The sequence below is a fragment of the Massilia sp. METH4 genome (genome assembly GCF_037094685.1).
Lineage (GTDB): Bacteria > Pseudomonadota > Gammaproteobacteria > Burkholderiales > Burkholderiaceae_D > Rugamonas.
Genome location: NZ_CP146614.1, coordinates 1,479,191 through 1,497,722 on the forward strand (window position 1 = coordinate 1,479,191; position 18,532 = coordinate 1,497,722).

Consider the following 18,532-nt stretch of genomic DNA (forward strand, 5'->3'; position numbering starts at 1 on the left):
TCCCGGCACTGCACGGATCGCGGCTGCGCCATCGGGTCCGACCGTGCGGATCAGGCCACCGCCGGCATTCCCTCGCGCGGCAGCGCCAGCGTGAACACGGAACCCTCGCCCGGCCGGCTCGCCACGGTCAGCGAGCCGCGGTGCGCCTCGGCCAGCTGGCGCGAGATGTACAGCCCCAGGCCCAGGCCGGAGGGCACGCCGTTGCCGGCCACCCGTTCATAGGGCAGGAAGATACGCGCCTGCATCGCTTCGTCGATGCCGGGGCCCTGGTCGATCACGTCCACGCGCGCCTCTTTCTCGTCCGCCGTGAGGCGGATGCGCACCGGCTTGCCGCCGCCGTAGCGCAAGCCGTTGGTCAGCAGGTTGACGATCACCTGCTCGATGCGGAACTCGTCCCACCAGCCGCTCACCGGCTCTGGCGCTTCCAGTTCGAACGTCGTGCCGGCATCCTGCGCCTGGCGCGCCAGGTCGCCCGTCAGGCGGCGCAGCATCGCCTGCAGCTCGGTGGCGCCTGGGCGGATCGACAGCACGCCGCTGCGGATGCGCGACACGTCGAGCATATCGTCGATCAGCCGTATCATCGCCTGGATCTGGCGGCCATCGCCTTCCACCATCTTTCCCAGCGCGGCCTTGTTGAACGCTTCCATATTGTCGCGCTCGAGCTGCATCTTGCGCATCTGCGTGCCCAGGAACAGCGTGTTGAGCGGCGTGCGCAGCTCGTGCGCCACCATCGACATGAACTCGTCGCGCATGCGCAACGCATAGCGCAGCTCTTCCTGCGCGGCGCGCAGCTCGTTCATCGTGGCATGCTGTTCCTCGACGCGGCGGCGGATCTCCATGCGCTGGCAATGCAGGTCGACGAACACGTTCACCTTGCTGCGCACCGCGTCCGGATCGAGCGGCTTGTAGAGGAAGTCGACGGCGCCCGTCTCGTAGCCCTTGAATGCGTAGTTGAGTTCCTTGCCGGCGGCGCTCACGAACACGATCGGGATATGCCGCGTCTTGTCCGTGCCGCGCATCAGTTCGGCCAGCTCGAAGCCGTCCATGCCGGGCATCTGCACGTCCAGGATCGCCAGGGCGAAATCGTGCTCGAGCAGCAGCGCCAGCGCTTCCTCGCCGGAGGCAGCCTGGTACACGGCGCGGTTGTCGTCGCGAATGATGGCGTTCAGCGCGCGCAGGTTTTCCGGAAGATCGTCGACGATCAACAGCTTCGTCACATTGCCCGCCGGACCGCTCATCAACCCCATGCTGCACTCCTTGTTGGGCACATTGTTCATTTCAAGTTCTCCATCGACAGTTGCAGCAGCCTGCGGATGTCCCGCAGCGGCAGCACCAGGTCCGGCGCGCGCAGCCGGATCGCTTCGTTCGGCATCACGCTTACTTGCGCCTCAGCCGGGTCCTGCACCACCGTCAGCCCGCCGGCCGCGCCCACGGCGGCCAGGCCGGCAGCGCCATCGTGGTTGGCGCCGGTGAGCAGAATACCCATCAGTTCCGGGCCGTACACGTCCGCCGCGGATTCCATCGTGATATCGATCGCCGGCCGGGCGAAGTGCACCGGCGGTTCCAGCGACAGCGAAAACACGCCATCCCTCTCGATCGACAGGTGATAGTCGGCCGGCGCGAAGTACAGCGTGCCTGGCCGCGGCGCCGCCTTGTCCGCCGCCTCTTCCACGCGCAGCGCGAGGCGCTGGCCGAACACGTCCACCAGCTGGTTCTGGCGCCCGCGCATCACGTGCAGCACCGTCACCACCGGGTACGGGAATTCGCGCGGCAGGCCGGGCAGGATATCGATCAGCGCATTCACGCCACCGGCCGAAGCGCCGATGACGATCGCCGCGAAGCGGCGTCCCGCCAGGGCTTGCGCGAGGAGGGCGTCGTCCATCACAATTTCCTGAACAGCCGCTCGCGTTTCACGACCGGTTCGAACAAGGGGCCATAGGCGGAAAAGTCGATGCTCTCCTTGCTGCCCAGGCCCAGGAAGCCGCGGTGGCACAGCGACTCGTGGAACAGTCCCAGCGCGCGCTCCTGCAGCTTCTTCTTGAAATAAATCATCACGTTGCGGCAGCTGATCAATTGCGTTTCCGCGAACACCGAGTCGGTGGCCAGGCTGTGGTCCGCGAACGTGACGTTTTCCGCCAGCGAGCGGTCGAACAGCGCGGCATTGTAGGCTGCCGTGTAGTAGTCTGAAAAGGCGCGCTTGCCGCCGGCGGCCTGGTAGTTTTCCGTGTAGGCGCGCATGTTCTCCAGTGGGAACACACCTTTCTTCGCCTTTTCCAGCGATTGCGGGTTGATGTCGGTGGCGTAGATGATACTGCGTTCCAGCAGCCCCTCCTCTTTCAGCAGGATCGCCAGCGAATACACCTCCTCGCCGGTGCTGCAACCGGCCACCCAGATCTTCAGCGACGGGTAGGTGGAAAGCACCGGCATCACGTGCTCGCGCAGCGCGGCGAAGTAGGTGGGGTCGCGGAACATCTCCGTGACGGGAATCGTGAGGTATTGCAGCAGCTCGGAAAACGCCGCCGGTTCGTGCAGCACGCGCGATTGCAGTTGCGAGATCGTCTCGCAGCCCATCTCGCGAATCGCGTGCACCACGCGCCGCTTCTGCGAGGCGCCGGTGTAATCGCGGAAGTCGTAGCTGTACTTCAGGTAGATCGCCTCCATCAGCATCTTCAGCTCGATATCGGTGTCGCTGTGCTGGGGGCGGATCGGTTGCATCATGGGCGGTTTCCTCAAGTGCGTCAGATGCGGTCCAAGGCCGGCATCCAGACCCGCAGCAGCGAGTACAGGCGCGACAGGTCGATCGGCTTGGCCAGGTAATCGTTGGCGCCGGCGGCGATGCACTGCTCCTGGTCATCCTTCATGGCCTTGGCCGTGATGGCGATGATCGGCAGCCGGCTCCAGCGGCCGTCGGCGCGGATGCGGCGTGTCGCTTCCAGGCCGTCCATGCCCGGCATCATCACATCCATCAGCACCAGGTCGATATCGGACACTTTCTCCAGTTTTTCCAACGCCTCGAAGCCATTGCGGCCGATTTCCACGATCGCGCCCTTCTGCTCAAGCGCCGAAGTGAGCGCGAAGATGTTGCGCACGTCGTCGTCGACCAGCAGGATGCGGCGGCCTTCGAACACGCGGTCGCGCGAACGCACCGTCTTCAACATCGTCTGGCGCTCGGAAGACAATTCGGACTCCACCTTGTGCAGGAACAGCGTCACCTCGTCGAGCAGGCGTTCCGGGGAGCGGGCGCCCTTGATGATGATCGAGCGCGAGTACTTGTGCAGGTCCGCCTCCTCGGCGCGGGTGAGGTTGCGGCCGGTGTACACGATCACCGGCGGGAACGACGCGATCTCTTCATGCGACATGCGCTGCAGCAGTTCATTGCCCTGCATGTCCGGCAGTTTCAGGTCGATGATCATGCAATCGAAGATCGTGCTGCGCAGGAGCGCCAGCGCTTCCTCGCCGGAAGCGACGGCCTCGATCTCGATATCCTCGTCGGAAATCAGCTGCACCACGCTGTCGCGCTGGCGCGCGTCGTCTTCCACCAGCAGGATGCGCTTGATCTTCTGGGTGAACTTCTGCTCCAGCCGTTCGAACACCTCCAGCAATTCCTCGCGCGTGGTCGGCTTCATGGCAAAGCCGACGGCGCCCATGTGCAATGCAGCCTCGCCGGCATCGGAGGCCGACACCACGTGCACCGGGATGTGGCGGGTGCGCGGATTGTCCTTCAAGAGTTGCAGCACCGAGAGGCCGGAACGGTCGGGCAGGCGGATATCCAGCAGGATCGCGGTGGGCTGGTATTGCTCGGCCATCTGCAAGCCTTCGTCCGCAGCGAAGGCCACGAGGCAGCGGTAATCCATCTCGTGGGCCAGGTCGTAGAGGATGCGGGCGAACGCCGGTTCGTCCTCGATCACCAGCACGGTGCGCTCGGGCGGCGCGGGCCGTTCGCGGTCGTCATCGAAGGGGCGCTGCACCGTTGCGGGTGCCGGCGCGGCGGCTGCGGGGGCGGCGGGCGGCGTGACCGGTACCGCCACGGGCGCCGGCGCGGGCGACAGCGAGGATTCGACGCGGTTCGGCGGTGCCGACCACTGCACCGGCAGGGTCAGGGTGAACGTGCTGCCCTGGCCCACGGTGCTGTGCAGCGTGATCGTGCCGCCCAGCAGGGTAGCCAGGTCGCGCGAGATCGAAAGGCCCAGGCCGGTACCGCCGTACTTGCGGCTGGTGGTGCCGTCGGCCTGCTGGAACGCGCCGAAGATCGCCGCGTGCTGGTCGGCGCGGATACCGATGCCCGTATCGGTAACGGCGAAGCATAGCTGGCCGTTCTGGCCCGGTTCCACGCGCAGCGTGACAGAGCCCTCGTCGGTGAACTTGAGCGCATTGGACAGCAGGTTCTTCAGGATCTGCTCCAGGCGCTGGCAATCCGTGTACACCGTGTCCGGCAAGCCCGGCGACATCACCAGCGAAAACTCCAGCCCTTTTTGCTTCGCCAGCGGTTCGAAGGTGCGGCGCAAGCCTTCCATCACCTGCTGCAGGCGCAGCTCTTCCGGATTCAATTCCAGCTTGCCCGCCTCGACCTTCGAGATGTCGAGAATGTCGTTGATCAGGTTCAGCAGGTCGTTGCCGGCCGAGTAGATCGTCTGCGCGAAGCGCACCTGTTCCTCGTTCAGGTTGCCCTGGGCATTGTCCGCCAGCAGCTTGGCCAGGATCAGGGAGCTGTTCAGCGGCGTGCGCAACTCGTGCGACATATTCGCCAGGAATTGCGACTTGTACTGGCTGGCGCGCTCCAGGTCGCGCGCCCGCTCCTCCAGCTGCTGCTGGACGTCGTTCAGCGCCGTGTTCTTCTGGTCCAGCACGATGGCCTGCTCGGCCAGCTGCTCGTTGGTCTGCTCCAGTTCCGCCTTCTGGTTTTCCAGACTGGCCTGCGATTCCTCCAGCACGCGCGACTGTTCTTCCAGTTCCTCGTTGGCGGTGCGCAGCTCTTCCTGCTGCACCTGCAATTCCTCGTTCAGCTGCTGCGTTTCGACCAGCAGTTCCTGCATGCGCTGGCGTGCGAGCGTGGCTTCGATGGCGGTGCCGATATTGTCGGCCACCAGGTTCAAGAATTCCGTTTCCTTCTCGCCCACCGGGTGCAGAAAGCCCAGCTCGATCACGCCATTCACGCGGCCGTCGCTCGTCACGGGCAACACCAGCACCTGCGTGGGCGAGGCGCTGCCCAGCGCCGAGGTCAGCTTCAGGTAATCGGGCGGCAGGTTTTCCAGGTGGATCAGGCGGCGCATCTGCGCGGCCTGGCCCACCACGCCTTCATCGGGCGCCAGCAGGCGGCCGCGCTCTTCGTCCTCGCCCGAGAAACCGAAGGCGGCGGTGCGGCGCAGCAGCCCGTCGGGCTCGCGCACGTACATGGCACCCACGACGACGTCGAGGTAGCGCGCCAGGAAGTGCAGCAGCGCCGTCGACAGGGCCGGCGTCGACATCTGGCCGATGCCCTGCTCCGCCATCTGGCTCTGCCCGGCGCGCATCCACGATTGCCGCTGCACGCGCTCGGCATGCACGGACTGCTCCTTCAGCGCCGCGTTATACGCATCCGACAGGCGCATCAGCTCCTTGCGGCCGAACCACGCCAGCCCGCCGCTAAGCAGGAGACTGATGGTGAGGAAGCCCACCACGGTGAAATACGTGATGCTCCTGGCATCGGCATTGCGGTCCATCCGCAACCGTTCCTCGGTGGCGATGAAGGACTGGAACAGCGAACGCAGTTCATCGAATTCGACCTTGCCCCGTTGCGCCCGCACCGTGGACAGGTAGTCGCCGCCCGTCCTGCGCAGGGTCATGATTTCCTGCGCCGCGCGCTCCCACTGCGCCTGCTGGGCGCGGATATTGCGCAGCCGGTCGATCTGTGTCGGATTGTCCGCGACCAGTTCGGTCAGCGTGTTCAATGCCGTATCGATCTTCGGGCGCGCCAGCTTGTACGGCGCCAGGAACGATTCCTCGCCCGTCAGCAGGTAGCCGCGCATGCCCGTTTCCATGTCCACCGCCAGCTTGCGCAATTCCTGGGCGTTGCCGATCACCCGCTCGGAGTGCTCGACGGCGGTCAGGGCATTGAGCAGATAGGCAAACACGGCAATGAAAACGGCGGCGCTGACGACACCCGCAGCCAGCGGCAGCGTGATGTTACGGAACAGGATACGGCGGAAACTCTGGTCGTCGATGCGAGAGTGAGGCATGGGCGCGAACTGGACAGGAAAAACACAAAGTTTATCCTAACTGCAACGAACCTACGCGGTTGGGCAATCGTGCGCGCATCGCTATAATCGGCCGGACGCCCCACCCGACAGGACCTTTTCCGATGCGCAAATTATTCTTGCTGACTCCGCTGTTGCTGGCGGGCTGCTACAACGATTCCGCCACATTCTATGCGGACAGCAGCCAGGAGCACACGCTCACCGTGCGGCGCCAGCAGGATTATTTCTGGAGCGAGCAAGGCCGCTTCGTGCTGATGGCCACGCGCCTGCCGGACTGCCAGCGGCGCATCGACCTGGCCGAACTGCCGCTGGAGGACACCACCGTGGAATTGTTCAGCGAAGGCGACAACCGCTGGGCGCTGCGCGCCGGCCAGCAGGTGTGGCACGTGGATACGCAAACGTGCTCGCTGGTGGACGAGGATGGGCCGGCCACGGGCACGAAGGTGGGCGATTTCCGGGCGGAGATCGATCAGATTACGTTTATCGAGGCGGGGGACCAATAAAGTTGCTCCAAAAATGGGGACAGACCCCATTTTCAGAGCAACATTTCTGCTGGATCAGTCCCGGGCCAGCGCCAGGAACTCGGTGCGCAGCGCCAGGTTCGGCTGCAATTCGCCCAGCATGGCGGACGTGATCGTTTCCTCGCCCGGCGTGCGGATGCCGCGGCTTTCCATGCACATGTGGCGGCATTTCACCACCACGCCGACGGCCTTCGGCTCCAGCACTTCCATCAGCGTATTGGCGATCTGCACCGTCATGCGTTCCTGCACCTGCAGGCGCTTGGCGAAGCAGTCGACCAAGCGGGTCAACTTCGACAGCCCGACGATCTTGCCGTTCGGCAGGTAGCCGACGGTGGCCTTGCCGAAGAACGGCGCCAGGTGGTGCTCGCAATGGCTGTACACGGGGATATTGCGCACCACGATCAGCTCGTTGTATTCCTCCGCGCCGTCTTCGAACGCCTTCAGCAGTTCGACGGGGTCCTGGTCATAGCCGGACGTCCAGTGCTTCCAGGCCTTGGCCACGCGGTGCGGGGTTTCCGCCAGTCCCGGACGGTCCGGGTCCTCGCCCAACGAGGCCAGGAAACGGCGCCAGTCGTGATCGGAAAATGATTCTTTAGACATGATGAATGCTGCTCAAATGAAAGGGTATCCGCCAGTATACAGAAAATAGTCACCTTTCACCGGGCAGGGCGTCCTGGGCGGTTGGCCGCCAGCAGGGCGCTGGCGATCGATACGCTATGCGGAATTTCCGGCCACTCGTCATCCGGCCCGAACCAGCGGGCATCCTCGATCTCGGTCGGGTCGACCCGGATCTCGCCGGACAGGTACTCGGCCGTGAACGCGATCATCAGCGAATTCGGGAAGGGCCAGGACTGGCTCTTGAAGTATTCGAGCTTGTGCACGCGCAGCCCCACTTCCTCGTACACCTCGCGGTGCACCGCCTCCTCGATCGATTCACCCGCCTCCAGGAAGCCGGCCAGCGCCGTATAGCGCCGCACCGGCGTGTTGGTGTGCAGGGCCAGCAGCACCTTTTCTTCCTTGCGGATCAGCACCATCATCGCCGGGCAGATCTGCGGATACGCGGTGAAGCCGCACGCGGCGCACTTGTAGGCGCGCTCGCCGGTGGCCCGGTGCATGGGCGCCGCGCATACGCCGCAATGGCGATGCGTGCGTGCCCATTCGGCGATCTGGCCCGCCCGGCCGGCAAGGCCGAGGAAGCCGTCGTCGACGATGCCGAACAGGCTACGCATGTTGTGCCATGCATAGTCCCCGCCGGGCAGCGCATCGTCGTCCACCCACGCGGCCTGGCAGTAACGTCCCTGCCAGATGCCGACCGGGTGCAACCGTTCGGGTGGTATGCCGAGCAGATCCCCGCTGGAAGGCAGCGCCAGCTCGGGCTGGTCGAAATCGGACCCGCGCAGCAACAGCTTGCCGCGGTGGAAGAGGAAAGTCAGCGGATCCCGCGGGTCGGCCGGCGGGTCGATGAGGGGCGTGAAGGCGGATGGCGTCTGGAGCATGGCGGTATCGTTTGCTTCGGGTACCTCATCTTACCCAGTTCGCGCCGCACGTGTTGGCGGGACGTCACAGTTGCCATAAGGCTAAAGAATCGCGCGCTGGCGCCATCTTCTCCAGAGTATGATTACCCTTCATTTACTGCCGACTCGAGAGACCTTCCACCGATGAACGTACCCGAGATCCCCGATGCATTGCTTCGCCAGGCCGAACGCGGCGTGCTGCCGCTTGCGGAATTGTTTGAGGGAGCGCAGCGGCTGATCGACGAAGGGGCGCCGCATGCGGCGATCCGGCTTTACGAAACGTGGCTGGAACATGCCCGCTCCCCGCTGGCTTATGCCGTGTGGTTCAACCTGGCCATCGCGTACAGCGGCGTGGGCGACGATGCGAGCGCCGAGCGCGGCTACATCAAGGCCATTTCCGAGAATCCCCGCTTCATCGAGGCGCGCCTGAACCTGGGCACGCTGTACGAGCTCCTGGGCCGCACGGACGATGCGCTGGCGACGTGGCGCGCGATCCTGACGGACGTGCCCGACCTCACCGCCCAGCCCAGGCTGCACGTGCAGGCCCTGAACAACCTGGGCCGCCTGCTGGAAATCGGCAAGTGCCTGCCGGAGGCGGAAGACTTCCTTGCCCGCAGCCTCGAACTGGATCCGGAGCAGCCGCGTGTCATCATGCATTGGGTGCACCTGCGCCAGAAGCTGTGCCGCTGGCCCGTGTACCAGCCTTTCGCTGGCGTCACGGCCGAAGCGCAGTGGCGCCATACGTCGGCGCTGGCGATGCTGGCCGCGTCGGCCGACCCGGCCGTGCAGCTGGCCGCCTCGCGCCGTTTCGTCGACGAGAAGGTCGACAGCGACGTGCCGCACCTGGCCGACCCGAACGGCTACCCGCACAAGCGCATGCGCATCGGCTACCTGTCTTCCGACCTGTGCTCGCACGCCGTGGCGATCCTCACCGCCGAATTGTACGAGCTGCACGACCGCTCGCGCGTGGAAGTCTATGCGTTCTCGTGGAGCCGCGAAGACAATTCATCGCTTCGAGCCCGGGTAGTGGGAGCAATGGACCACTATATCCGCATCGACCGCATGAGGGACGAGGAAGCGGCCCGCTGTATCCGCTCGCACGAGATCGACATCCTGGTCGACCTGCACGGCCTCACGATGGGCGCGCGCCCTGGAATCCTGTGCCGCCGGCCGGCGCCCGTACAGCTGACGTGGCTGGGCTTTCCCGGTCCCACGGCGATTCCGGGCATCGACTACGTGGTGGCGGACGCCTTCGTGCTGCCGCCCGAACTGGAAGCGCACTTCACCGAGAAGCCGCTGCGCATGCCGCATACGTTCCAGATCAACGACCGCCAGCGCGCCATCGGCGACACGTCGGACCGCGGCGCGCACGGCCTGCCGGAGGACCGCTTCGTCTTCTGCGCGTTCAACACCAACTTCAAGTTCACGCCGGAAGTGTTCGACGCGTGGATGCGCATCCTGCGTCGCGTGCCGGACAGCGTGCTGTGGATCGTGGCCGATGTCGATGCCACGCGGGGCAACCTGGTGCGCGAAGCCGAGGCACGCGGCATTGATGGCGCGCGCCTGCTGTTTGCGGCGCGCGTGCCACCGGCCGACTACCTGGCCCGCTTCCGCCTGGCCGACCTGTTCCTGGACACCAACCCGTTCAACGGCGGCACCACCGCCAGCGATGCCTTGTGGGCCGGCCTGCCCGTGCTCACCTGGGCCGGCCAGACCTTCTGCTCGCGCATGGCCGGCAGCCTGCTGCATGCGGTGGGCCTGCCGGAACTGGTCACGCATTCGCTGGCGGAATACGAGGAAATGGCGGTGGCGCTGGCCACCGACCGGGCACGGATGGCGGAGCTGCGTTCGCGCCTGGCCGTCAACCGCGACACCAGCCCGCTGTTCGACACGCCACGCTTCGTGCGCGACTACGAAGACTTGCTGGCCTCCGTGGTAAAACGCCCGGCCGGCGCGCCGCTGTCGGACGAGCCCGATCCGATCCGCGCCCACGCGGTGCCGGAACCGTCGCCAGGCCAGCTGAGCGTGCAGCAGAATGGCATGCTGAACTTGATGCGGCCCGGCATGCACAGCGTCGTCGAGGTGGGCGGCGCCACGCTGGCCCAGGCATGGCGGGCACGTGCGCCGAACTCGCATTTCACCACGATCACCGATCGGCCGGACGACGACGCGGCATTCTCGACCGGGATCATCGACGTGGAAGCGGAAGAGATGGACCAGGCCATGTGGAGCCAGGCGGCCCCGGCGCAATGCTGGCTGTTCCCGGAAACGCTGGAACGCCTGCGCGACCCATGGGCTTTCCTGCAACGCGTGCGGCACGAGGCACTGGGTGCCGTCGATATCGTGGCTTGCGTGAACAATGGCCAGAACTGGCTCGTGCAATCGCAGCTGGCCACGGGGAACCTGTTGTACCAGCCTGCCGGCGTGCCGGACCGCCGCAGCCTGCACCTGTTCACCCGCACTTCGCTGGCCGCGCTGCTGCGCGAATGCGGCTTCGAGATCGCGGAAATGACGGCGGTGAATGCGCACCAGCCGCCGCCGGCCGTGCTGGAAGCGATTCGGCAGCTGGCCGTTGCCACCGGGGGCGATCCGGCGCTGGCCGAGCAGGATGCGCTGGCTTATCAGTATCTGGTGCGGGCAGTGGCGGTCTAAGAACGCCTAACACCCACCCCATGGCCACGTTGCAGCGTCTCGCCGTACAGGCGTACTGTCTTCGACGCCGCGCCTTGCCCTGGGTGTTTTGTTAGGCGTTCTAAAGCGCTTGCCTGGCGGGCCGCCTTTGGGGCCTATGCGCCTGCGAAGGCGGCGACCTGCTCGATGGTCAGTGGTGCAAGCGGCGTGGAGCACGTTGCGCCGACGGCTTCCGTCTTGCGCCCTGCGTGACCTTTGCTTTCGATCGCGGCAATGTCGACCGCGCTAAGGGCGCCCAACTGCGCCATCGCCAATACGCTCACCTGGGCGGAATTCATGATGACGATCCTGTCAGCTGACAGCGCGCCGATCAGGCCGCCGCCCAGACCGGGCACTTGCGCGGTGGTCAACGCGGCCGGCTCGGCCGCCATGCCGGACTTCATCGCCTTGGCCGGCAGCGTAGCGGCCGCCTGCGTGCCGAGGGCCGCAGCCTGCGTCTTGGACAAGGCCGCCACTGCCGCAGTCGCGATGAAGCGGCCAACCTGCGAGCTCGACCAAACCATGTCCTGCGCGGTACTCAAACTGGTGTGATAAGTCATTGGATTCTCCGGGGCCTGCAAATGCCTGGCTGATACGAAGCGGGCAGCGTCATTACCACTTGGTACTTACGCTGCTGCTCGGCTCCACCAAGCCCTGTTTCAGTGCTTAACGGCAACAGATCCAAATGCTTTAGAGCGCCTAACGAAAACCGCAGGGCAAGGCGCGGCGTCGAAGACAGTACACCTGTACGGCGAGACGCTGCACCGCAGCCATGGGGGTTTTGTCAGGCGCTCTTAGGCATTGCAGCTTTCCCGGTACACAGCACCTGCGATGCCGAGCGCGGGTGAAAAAAAACGGAAGAGCTTTCCAGCTCTTCCGTTCGTTTGCTTCGGCACGGATGGGAATCCCTGCCTGCCCGGTGCCTGGTGCACCAGAGGCGCACTCAGAATGGAATATCGTCATCCATATCCGAGAAGTTCGGTGCCGGCTTCGGTGCCGGGCGCGGTGCCGGTGCGGCAGCCTGCGGGCGCGGAGCGGGACGGCTCGGCGGCGCGTCGTAGCCGCCCATGTCGTCGCCACCCATCGCATCGCCGCCCATGCCCTGGCGGCCGCCCAGCATCTGCATTTCCTGCGCGATGATGTCGGTGGCGTACTTCTCGATGCCGTCCTTGTCGGTGTACTTGCGGGTCTGCAGGCGGCCTTCGACGTAGACCGAGGAGCCCTTCTTCAGGTACTGGCCGACGATTTCCGCCAGGCGGCCGAAGAAGGAGATGCGGTGCCACTCGGTGGTTTCCTTCTGTTCGCCCGTGTTGCGGTCCTTGCTGCGGAAGGACGTGGCGACAGCAATGTTGGCGATGGCATCGCCGCTCGGCATGTAGCGGATCTCCGGATCGCGGCCCAGGTTGCCGACGATGATGACTTTATTGACAGATGCCATGTAGTACTCCTGCGTGAATATTTACCAAACGATCATTATAAGACAGGGCCTGTGGACAACATACCACGGGACAGATGAATTTTTTGCTGCAAGGCTGGGAGCTTTTCCGCGTGCGTCGCGCAGCGGAATGTGAATACTGGTATTATATACAGTATTTGCCAGCCATGGCTTGCCAGCGTGTGATTCGCATCAATTCGGCCCGGATTGGCCCGAGTCGGGCCCAATTCAGCCATCAGGACTTGAAACAGGGCTTGAAATCGAATCGAACGCCTGCATAGTGGACTGGTTGGTCTCCGGACGCCGCGCTGCATTGTCAAGTCTTCAAGCGGATGATCGTTCCAGGTGGGCCGTCCTGTCGTTTCTCGCATATTCAAGGCACATACATACATGGAAGAAATCCGCATTCGCGGCGCGCGCACCCATAACCTGAAGAACATCAACCTCGATCTGCCCCGCAACAAACTGATCGTGATCACCGGCCTGTCCGGTTCCGGCAAGTCGTCGCTGGCGTTCGACACGCTGTATGCGGAAGGCCAGCGCCGCTACGTCGAGTCGCTGTCGGCCTATGCGCGCCAGTTCCTGCAACTGATGGAAAAGCCGGACGTGGACATGATCGAAGGCCTGTCGCCGGCGATCTCGATCGAGCAGAAGGCCACGTCGCACAACCCGCGCTCCACCGTGGGCACCGTGACGGAGATCCACGACTACCTGCGCCTCCTGTACGCTCGCGTGGGCACGCCGTATTGCATCAATCACCCGGACCACGCGCTGTCGGCGCAGTCGGTGTCGCAGATGGTCGATGCCGTGCTGGCGATGCCGGAAGGGACGAAGCTGATGATCATGGCGCCCGTGGTGGCCAACCGCAAGGGCGAGCATGCCGACCTGTTCGAGCAGATGCAGGCCCAGGGCTTCGTGCGCTTCCGCATCCAGAGCGGCACGAACGATGCGAAGATCTATGAAGTGGACGACCTGCCGAAGCTGAAGAAGACGGAAAAGCACACGATCGACGTGGTGATCGACCGCGTGAAGGTGAACCCGGACATCAAGCAGCGCCTGGCCGAGAGCTTCGAGACCGCGCTGCGCATCGCCGACGGCCGCGCCATCGCCTATGACATGGATGCCGGCACCGAGCACGTGTACTCGAACAAGTTCGCCTGCACCAGCTGCGGCTATTCGCTGCAGGAACTGGAACCGCGCCTGTTCTCGTTCAATAACCCGATGGGTGCCTGCCCCGAGTGCGATGGCCTGGGCCATATCGAGTTCTTCGATCCGAAGCGGATCGTGGCCTTCCCGAACCTGTCGCTCGCTTCCGGCGCAGTGAAGGGCTGGGATCGCCGCAACCAGTTCTACTTCTCCATGCTGCAAAGCCTGGCGGACCATTACGGCTTCGACCTGGACACGCCGTTCGAGAAACTGCCGGTCAGCGCGCAGAACGCCGTGCTGCACGGCTCCGGCAAGAACGTGATTCCGTTCGCCTACGTGAACGAGCGCGGCCGTACCGTGATCAAGGAGCACACGTTCGAAGGCGTGGTGAACAACCTGGCACGCCGCTACCGCGAAACGGATTCGATGGCCGTCAAGGAAGAGCTGGCCAAGTTCATCAACGAGAAGAAGTGCCCGGCCTGCGAAGGCGCGCGCCTGCGCGTGGAAGCACGCCACGTGAAGGTGGGCACCGGCACGCAGGAAAGGGCGATCTACCAGATCGCCGAGAAGCCGCTGCGCGACACGCTGTCGTTCTTCGAGCAGCTGCAGCTTGCCGGCGCCAAGCGCGATATCGCCGACCGCATCGTCAAGGAAATCGTCTCGCGCCTCTCGTTCCTGAACAACGTGGGTCTCGACTACCTGTCGCTGGACCGTTCGGCCGACACGCTGTCCGGCGGCGAAGCCCAGCGTATCCGCCTGGCCTCGCAGATCGGTTCCGGCCTGACGGGCGTGATGTACGTGCTCGACGAACCGTCGATCGGCCTGCACCAGCGCGACAACGACCGGCTGATCGACACCCTGAAACACCTGCGCGACATCGGCAACAGCGTGCTGGTGGTGGAGCACGACGAGGATGCGATCCGCACCGCCGACTACATCGTGGACATGGGCCAAGGCGCCGGCGTGCATGGCGGCGACGTGATCGCGGCCGGCCCGCTGAAGGATATCCTGAAGAACAAGCAGTCGCTGACGGCGCAATACCTGAACGGCTCGCTGAAGATCGAGGTGCCGAAGAAGCGCACGGCGGCCGATCCGAAGAAACAGCTCGTCATCACGGGCGCGCGCGGCAACAACCTGAAGAACCAGACGCTGTCGGTGCCGGTCGGCTTGCTCACCTGCGTGACGGGCGTTTCCGGCTCCGGCAAGTCGACCCTGGTGAACGACACGCTGTACCCGGCGCTGTCGCGCCACCTGTACGGCTCGCAGACGGAACCGGCGGAGCACGATTCGATCAGCGGCCTGGAACACTTCGACAAGGTGATCTCCGTCGACCAGGCGCCGATCGGCCGCACGCCGCGCTCGAACCCGGCCACGTACACGGGCGTGTTCACGCCGATCCGCGACCTGTTCGCGACGGTGCCGACGGCGAAGGAACGGGGCTACAGCGCCGGCCGCTTCTCGTTCAACGTGAAGGGCGGCCGCTGCGAGGCCTGCCAGGGCGACGGCGTGCTGAAGGTGGAGATGCACTTCCTGCCGGACGTGTACGTGCCTTGCGACGTGTGCCACGGCAAGCGCTACAACCGGGAAACGCTCGAAGTGCACTACAAGGGCAAGAGCATCACCGAAGTGCTGGAGATGACGGTGGAAGACGCGCACGAGTTCTTCAAGCCCGTGCCGACGATCGCCCGCAAGTTGCAAACGCTGCTCGACGTGGGCCTGGGCTATATCAAGCTGGGGCAGAGCGCCACCACGCTCTCGGGCGGCGAGGCGCAGCGCGTGAAGCTGTCGCTGGAACTGTCCAAGCGCGATACCGGCCGCACGCTGTACATCCTCGACGAGCCGACGACGGGCCTGCACTTCCACGACATCGACCTGCTGCTGAAGGTGATCCACCGCCTGCGCGACCAGGGCAACACGCTCGTGATCATCGAGCACAACCTGGACGTGATCAAGACGGCCGACTGGATTGTCGACCTGGGCCCCGAGGGCGGCGCCGGCGGCGGCCGCATCATCGCCACCGGCACGCCGGAGGAAGTGGCGAAGAACCCGGAAAGCGTGACGGGCAAGTACCTGGTGCCGCTGCTGAAGAAGAAGTAAGCGGCCCCACGGTCCACCAAGCCGGCTCTCCGAGCCGGCTTTTTTATTGCCTGAAAAATGGGGTACGTCCCCATTTTTCAGGCAACATCCATGAGCTGGCACCGAAACATGCCGTCTCAATAAAAGGTGAAATCTTCGTTGCACCTCGGGATGCCCTGCACGGCATCGGCCACGACATACCACACCAGCCCGGCGACGGGCAGCACCAGCAACCACAGAGCGGCCATCACAGCCTCCTAGTCCAGTTCCATTTCGCACAGGTGTGCGAAAGTGCGTCAAAAATAAACGGGCAAGGCCCGTCCCCATCATGCAGCGCCCTACTCCACTTCGTTGAAGCTCTTGTACGTTGAGATCAGCCGGTTGAACGCCCGGCCCATGCGCTTCGGTGCCGTATCGTCGCGCAGGAAGCGCACGTCGTGCATCACGCCGATGATCAGGCTGTAGATCTCGAACACCAGCTGTTCGGGATCGGTATCGGGCCGCAGGTGCCCCATTTCCATCGCTTGCAGCACGGTCTTGCGCAGCGAGGCACGCCAGCGCATCACGCCAGCTTCCAGCCGGTCGCGCAGCGGGCCGTCCAGGTCGTCGAATTCGAAGGCCCCCGCCGTGTACAGGCAGGCGCCGCGCAACGCCTCGTTGCTGCCCTTCCTGAGCCACAGGTTCACCTGCATGACCAGCCGCGGCAGCCCTTTCGGCGCCGCCATGGACGGCATGAACACCTCCTCGGCGAAGCCGCGGTCGTATTCATCGAGCACCGCGCCCTGCAGCGCTTCCAGCGAGCCGACCCGCGAGAACACGCCGCTCTTGCTGATGCCGGTGCGCTTGGCGAGCTCGCCCAGCGACAGCTTGCCGATGCCATCCGAGGCAGCCATCTCCATGGCCGCGGCGAGAATGGTGGCGTAGGTGGTTTCGCTCTTGGCCGTGATATTCATGGCCGTACTTTAGCACACGTGTGCGAAACTTCCAGGTATTTTTATTGCCCAGCCAGCCGGACGCCATGGCAAGGCGAATGCGCCGACAATCGCCTGGTACGAAAAAGGAGGTATATGGACGGTATCGCGTTGTGGGCCCAGGCGGGCTTCTGGGGATTCGTGGCCGGCGCGGCGCTGCTGCTGGGTGCCGCCGTCGGCTACTGGGTGGCGGTGCCGCAGCGGGTGATCGCCGGGATCATGGCGTTCGGCAGCGGCGTGCTGATCTCGGCGCTGTCGTTCGACTTGATGGATGAAGCATTCCGCCAGGGTGGCTTCAATGCCACGGCGATCGGCTTCCTCGGCGGCGCCGTCGTCTACACGGCGGCCAACCGCCTGCTCGCCGCGCATGGCGCCAGGCACCGCAAGCGCTCGTCGGGCCGGCAGTCCACCGAAGGCAGCGGGACGGCGCTCGCGCTCGGCGCGCTGATGGACGGGATACCGGAATCGATCGTCATCGGACTGTCGCTGCTCAAGGGCGGCGCGGTGAGCACGGTGGCCGTGGCGGCGGTGTTCCTGTCGAATATCCCGGAGGGCTTGTCGAGCGCCGCCGGCATGAAGCGTGCCGGCCGCTCGGTGCAATACATCTTCGCCATCTGGGGCGGCATCGCCCTGGCCTCCAGCGCGGCGGCGCTGGTGGGCTACTCGGTGTTCCAGCGCTTTTCGGCCGAAGTGGTGGCGGCCACGACGGCGGTTGCCGCCGGTGCCATCCTTGCCATGCTGGTCGACACGATGATCCCCGAAGCGTTCGAGGAAACGCATGACTACGCGGGGCTGATCACGGTGGGCGGCTTCCTGGCCGCCTTCGCGCTCTCCAAGCTGGGCGGCGCTTGATCGTCGGCCTTGTGGCAGTTCTTACTTCACGTAGCGGGCGATACACTCGCGGCCGCGCAGCTCCGCGGCGGCGAGCTGCTCGACATTGATCGCGTCCAGCAACTTGGCGAGCGACTTGCGGGCATCGTCCGCCACCAGTTCATCGGTCTCATCGCGCTCATTGCGGGGCGCCGCGGCGCACCGATACCACGCGTAAGCCGCGACCGGATCGCGCGCGACACCTTCGCCGTCCGCGAACGCGTCACCAAGGTGCCACTGTGCTTCAGAATGGCCGAGTTCCGCAGCCTTGCGCCATAACCCGACCGCACGCGTGGCGTCCTTCGCGCCGCCCCAGCCGCGATACAGCAGGAAGCCGAGATTGTTGTGCGCGTGGATGTCGTCCTGCAGCGCGGCCTTTTCCCAGTGCGTTCGCGCTGCCGCGTAATCCTGTGCGCGGTAGGCGTCGACACCCTGGTTGTATTCGGTTGATGGTTCGGCGAGTGCCTCGCGGCCGGACGCCAGGGACAGCATGAATGCCATCAGCAGCGCCAGGCCGTCCACCTGAAAAATCCCGAGGCTCATCGTTCGGCCCGCAGCGACTCCAGCAGCGCCGCCGTATCGGCCGCGCCCATCTTCTGCGCGGCGTCCAGTGCCGAGACACCGGCGGCATCGACGCCGAACGGATCGGCGCCGCGCTCGATCAGCAGGCGTGCAATGTCGACACGGTTGAACATGGCGGCGAACATCAGCGCCGTCTTGCCGTCGCGGCCGCGGCTGTCGGCCTGGGCGCCGTGGTCGAGCAGCAGCGTGGCGATCGCCAGGTCGCCCTTGAATGCCGCGCCCATCAGCGGACTCTGGCCGGCATCGTTCTGCAACTCCGGATCGGCGCCGTGCTCCAGCAGCACCTTCGTCGTTTCCGGATGACCGTTGTAACTGGCCAGCATCAGCAAGCTGTCGCCGCGCTCGTTGCGCAGGTTGGCCGGCATGCCTTGCGACAGCAGCGTGGCCAGTTCGGCCGTTTCGCCGCCGCGGGCCATCTGGAAGACCTTGCGGGCGAAGGCAAGCGTGTCGTCGTCGAGCTGGCCCGGATCGGCCGGGCGTGCGGAATTGGGCTCATGTGCCATGCGTGGCTCCT

Annotated in this window: 15 protein-coding genes; 4 read left to right on the forward strand and 11 right to left on the reverse strand. The window is 65.0% G+C overall.

Annotated features, from left to right (window positions below):
• Positions 1 to 50: 50 nt before the first annotated feature.
• Genes V6Z91_RS06580 through V6Z91_RS06595 form a run of 4 tightly spaced genes read right to left on the reverse strand, consistent with a single transcriptional unit; the run spans position 51 to position 6,215 of the window.
• Positions 51 to 1,238 carry a hybrid sensor histidine kinase/response regulator gene (locus tag V6Z91_RS06580; RefSeq protein ID WP_338771754.1) on the reverse strand — a complete coding sequence of 396 codons (1,188 nt, stop codon included), beginning with the start codon at positions 1,236 to 1,238 and terminating at the stop codon, positions 51 to 53.
• Positions 1,239 to 1,273: 35 nt separating this feature from the next.
• Positions 1,274 to 1,882, reverse strand: a complete 609-nt coding sequence (locus tag V6Z91_RS06585) for a chemotaxis protein CheB (RefSeq protein ID WP_338768240.1) — start codon at positions 1,880 to 1,882, stop codon at positions 1,274 to 1,276.
• Complete coding sequence (locus V6Z91_RS06590) at positions 1,882 to 2,718, reverse strand: protein-glutamate O-methyltransferase CheR (protein ID WP_338768242.1); 837 nt, start codon at positions 2,716 to 2,718, stop codon at positions 1,882 to 1,884. The genes V6Z91_RS06585 and V6Z91_RS06590 overlap by 1 nt, the downstream gene beginning before the upstream one ends.
• A gap of 20 nt (positions 2,719 to 2,738) precedes the next feature.
• Entirely contained in the window at positions 2,739 to 6,215 is a 3,477-nt protein-coding gene (locus tag V6Z91_RS06595; RefSeq protein ID WP_338768245.1) for a response regulator, read from the reverse strand.
• Positions 6,216 to 6,337: 122 nt separating this feature from the next.
• Between V6Z91_RS06595 and V6Z91_RS06600 the strand changes: the two genes are divergently transcribed.
• Positions 6,338 to 6,736: a hypothetical protein gene (locus V6Z91_RS06600; RefSeq protein WP_338768247.1), complete on the forward strand. Its 399-nt coding sequence runs from the start codon at positions 6,338 to 6,340 to the stop codon at positions 6,734 to 6,736.
• Between the two features lie 54 nt (positions 6,737 to 6,790).
• On the opposite strand, the gene folE is transcribed toward V6Z91_RS06600, so the two are convergent.
• Together folE and nudC are read right to left on the reverse strand one after the other, a co-directional pair.
• Positions 6,791 to 7,354, reverse strand: a complete 564-nt coding sequence (folE, locus tag V6Z91_RS06605) for a GTP cyclohydrolase I FolE (RefSeq protein WP_338768249.1) — start codon at positions 7,352 to 7,354, stop codon at positions 6,791 to 6,793.
• A 56-nt stretch (positions 7,355 to 7,410) separates the two neighbouring features.
• The gene (gene nudC / locus V6Z91_RS06610) at positions 7,411 to 8,250 is read right to left on the reverse strand and encodes an NAD(+) diphosphatase (protein WP_338768252.1); all 840 of its coding nucleotides are present in this window, start codon (positions 8,248 to 8,250) and stop codon (positions 7,411 to 7,413) included.
• A 162-nt stretch (positions 8,251 to 8,412) separates the two neighbouring features.
• Between nudC and V6Z91_RS06615 the strand changes: the two genes are divergently transcribed.
• Entirely contained in the window at positions 8,413 to 10,920 is a 2,508-nt protein-coding gene (locus V6Z91_RS06615) for a tetratricopeptide repeat protein (protein WP_338768255.1), read from the forward strand.
• 134 nt (positions 10,921 to 11,054) lie between these two features.
• On the opposite strand, the gene V6Z91_RS06620 is transcribed toward V6Z91_RS06615, so the two are convergent.
• Both V6Z91_RS06620 and ssb read right to left on the reverse strand, forming a co-directional pair.
• Positions 11,055 to 11,498, reverse strand: coding sequence for a hypothetical protein (locus V6Z91_RS06620; RefSeq protein ID WP_338768258.1), 444 nt, complete (start codon positions 11,496 to 11,498; stop codon positions 11,055 to 11,057).
• A 383-nt stretch (positions 11,499 to 11,881) separates the two neighbouring features.
• Positions 11,882 to 12,376 carry a single-stranded DNA-binding protein gene (ssb, locus tag V6Z91_RS06625; protein WP_338768261.1) on the reverse strand — a complete coding sequence of 165 codons (495 nt, stop codon included), beginning with the start codon at positions 12,374 to 12,376 and terminating at the stop codon, positions 11,882 to 11,884.
• 387 nt (positions 12,377 to 12,763) lie between these two features.
• On the opposite strand from ssb, the gene uvrA reads away from it, so the two are divergent.
• Complete coding sequence (gene uvrA / locus V6Z91_RS06630) at positions 12,764 to 15,616, forward strand: excinuclease ABC subunit UvrA (RefSeq protein ID WP_338768263.1); 2,853 nt, start codon at positions 12,764 to 12,766, stop codon at positions 15,614 to 15,616.
• A gap of 317 nt (positions 15,617 to 15,933) precedes the next feature.
• On the opposite strand, the gene V6Z91_RS06635 is transcribed toward uvrA, so the two are convergent.
• Positions 15,934 to 16,548 carry a TetR/AcrR family transcriptional regulator gene (locus V6Z91_RS06635; protein WP_338768266.1) on the reverse strand — a complete coding sequence of 205 codons (615 nt, stop codon included), beginning with the start codon at positions 16,546 to 16,548 and terminating at the stop codon, positions 15,934 to 15,936.
• 114 nt (positions 16,549 to 16,662) lie between these two features.
• On the opposite strand from V6Z91_RS06635, the gene V6Z91_RS06640 reads away from it, so the two are divergent.
• Entirely contained in the window at positions 16,663 to 17,418 is a 756-nt protein-coding gene (locus tag V6Z91_RS06640; RefSeq protein WP_338768269.1) for a ZIP family zinc transporter, read from the forward strand.
• 21 nt (positions 17,419 to 17,439) lie between these two features.
• Here V6Z91_RS06640 and V6Z91_RS06645 read toward each other — a convergent pair whose 3' ends face one another.
• Together V6Z91_RS06645 and V6Z91_RS06650 are read right to left on the reverse strand one after the other, a co-directional pair.
• Positions 17,440 to 17,979, reverse strand: coding sequence for a tetratricopeptide repeat protein (locus V6Z91_RS06645; RefSeq protein WP_338768272.1), 540 nt, complete (start codon positions 17,977 to 17,979; stop codon positions 17,440 to 17,442).
• Complete coding sequence (locus V6Z91_RS06650) at positions 17,976 to 18,521, reverse strand: ankyrin repeat domain-containing protein (protein WP_338768275.1); 546 nt, start codon at positions 18,519 to 18,521, stop codon at positions 17,976 to 17,978. Before V6Z91_RS06650 ends, V6Z91_RS06645 begins: the two co-directional genes overlap by 4 nt.
• Positions 18,522 to 18,532 lie beyond the last annotated feature (11 nt).